This window comes from Gammaproteobacteria bacterium (genome assembly GCA_027296625.1).
GTDB lineage: Bacteria > Pseudomonadota > Gammaproteobacteria > JAKEHO01 > JAKEHO01 > JAKEHO01.
The window spans coordinates 1-2,562 of sequence record JAPUIX010000042.1 but is presented as its reverse complement, the minus strand read 5'-3'; the positions used below and the strand labels follow the sequence as shown (position 1 = coordinate 2,562).

The following is a 2,562-nucleotide window of genomic DNA, read 5'->3' as shown; positions in this document are numbered from 1 at the left end:
AGGTCGTATTTGGCCGTTCCTCAATCGCGAAAGCCTCAACGTAGGCACACTACGCCTCCGGCTTCGCTCAATCGATCACGACCAAATCCAACCTAAATCTGAGCGGATAATTCGGTAACTTATTGTCGTGCACGTCCTTAGTCTTGTTTTTTGGAAATAATCGATATAGTATATCGAAGCCCGGTCAAACCATTCAAGACGAAACTTGTCTACCGCACCTTAGGAACCGGTTGACCCAATCACCAGGTGTACTGAACTCAAGGGAGAATAGCATGAACCGCCGACTCGATCCCAACGCATCGATTTACCACGCTCTTGTCCTAGTTGTCGCCCTAGCGCTGTCTTCGCATCCATGCACCGGCGACGACGACCTAAGGGTGTTGCCGCTGGCATCCAATCGACCTCAAACCGCAGAAATGATGCGGCAGTATCTGCGCAAGCTGGCTCATGAAGCATTTGATGACCGACTCGACCGGTTGGAGTTCTTACAGACGGGTGAACAAATCAAGGCCTATCAAGAAAACCTTCACGACCAGTTTGTTGAGCATCTGGGTGGATTCTTCGAGAAAACACCCTTGAATGCCAACGTTGTCGGTGGGGAAACGCACAGCGACTACCGACTGCAGAAGATCATCTTCGAAAGCCAACCCCGATATTATGTGACAGGAAATCTCTACTTGCCGAAAACGCCGCCCCCCTACCCATGCGTGTTGCTGCTCTGTGGCCACGCGGCCGATGCCAAGGCCTATGGTCTCTACCAGAAGGCAGCCCTGCTTATGGTGAAGAACGGGTTAGCCGTTTTCTGTATCGATCCCCTCGGCCAAGGCGAACGCATGCAGATCCTGGATGGCTCCGGTGAACCGCTGTATTCTTCCACCACCGAACACATGCTTGCCGCAGTGGCGCCCATACTCCTGGGCAGGAGCCTGGCCACTTACATGATCTGGGATGCCATACGGGCCATTGACTACCTGGAATCCCGTGAGGACATTCTCGACAATCTGTTTGCTTGCACCGGCAATTCGGGTGGCGGCAATCAAACCTCTTACCTCATGGCATTGGACAAGCGCATTGTCGCCGCGGCACCGGGCTGTTTTATCACGACGAATCGAAGAAAGAACGAACGTCCAGGTCCGGGAGATGCCGAGCAAAACATCTATGGTCAAATCCAGTTTGGCATGGATCATCCGGACTACATTATTATGCGCGCCCCGAAACCGACTCTGATTTGCTCTGCGACACAGGACTATGTCCCCATTGAAGGGGCATGGGACGCGTTTCGGCAGGCCAAGCGCGTTTACGCAAACCTGGGGTTCGCCGAGAAGGTCGATCTCGTCGAGACCAGCAACAAACACGGCTTTGATCGTGTCCTAAGAACCGCGGCTGCACGCTGGATGAGTCGGTGGCTCCTGGGCGAAGACCGGCAGTTTTTCGAATCGGATACTCCTGTTGAAGCCCGTGAAGCACTGAACTGTTCGCCGCAGGGACAAGTGCAATTGATCAACGGTGCCAATTCCATCTACGACCTCTACGCTCAGGAAGAAAAGCACTTGGCTAAACGCCGCCAAGAGGCCTGGTCCAAGCTGGAGACGCTGGAAAAGAAGGCGAGTATTCGCCGAGTGATCGGAGCCAAAGCACTGGACGAGTTACCGGCGGCGCATGCGGACATTACGGGAACCATACCATGCAACGGCTACCAAATTGAAAAAGTTGTTCTGAGTCCAGAGCCAAATATCCTGCTTCCCGGCCTGGTATTCAAACCGGATGGCCGAATCGCGGATCTGGTGCTCTACCTACATGGCCTCGGAAAGCATGTGGACGCCAGGGCGGACGGCGAGATGGAAAAACTGGTTCAGGCGGGTCACATCGTATTCGCTATCGATCTTCGTGGGATCGGAGAAACGGCCACAACGGTCTGGCGCTATTCGGGAACCACGAAATGGATGGGACCCAGCACCGCGGAGTTCTTTATCGCCTATATGCTCGGAAAATCATTTTTGGGAATGCGAACCGAGGACATTTTGCAGGCAGCGCGGTGGCTCAACCAAGAATATGGAGCGCAAGCGCGGACAGCAAGAATTCGAGTGATCGCACAGGGCGAAGCAGGACCTCCGGCCCTTCACGCGATTGCCCTCGAAGAAGACCTGTTTCAATCCATCACCTTGCAAAAGACGCTGATCTCCTGGAAGAGCATTTTCCAAACCAAAGAAACATTTAATGCCTTAATTCATTGCGTGCACGGGGCAATGAAGGTTTATGACCTGCCAGACCTGGTGGCCATGATCGGCCAGGAGAGAGTCGAGTTGATCCAGCCGGTCAATGCGGCCGGGGAAGTCGTGCAGTGGTCGATCAGGGCCAAAAACTGATTACTTTGTCACTGATTACGATCGTGCTGCGGTCCCGGGAGGCTGAAAAAAATGGGCGACTTGGACAGCATAAATCAGTATGCGATTGCCCTGCAGCACGCCCAGCCCTGATTGCCATCTCCTATTTCGCCACCTCCTCGAGAAGCTTCAATGCCGTCCGTCGAATCGCGGGCTCTGCATCAACAGCGAGATAGCT

General features: G+C 53.9%; 1 protein-coding gene. It reads left to right on the top strand.

Going from position 1 to position 2,562, the window contains the following annotated elements; translation table 11 throughout:
• Positions 1-272 precede the first annotated feature (272 nt).
• Entirely contained in the window at positions 273-2,366 is a 2,094-nt protein-coding gene (locus O6944_02195; protein MCZ6717950.1) for a hypothetical protein, read from the top strand.
• The last annotated feature ends 196 nt before the right edge of the window (positions 2,367-2,562 follow it).

What these genes read in the sequence shown, in the direction of transcription:
- O6944_02195 (MCZ6717950.1), top strand. Translation starts at nt 273, where the DNA reads ATGAACCGCCGACTCGATCCCAACGCATCGATTTACCACGCTCTTGTC.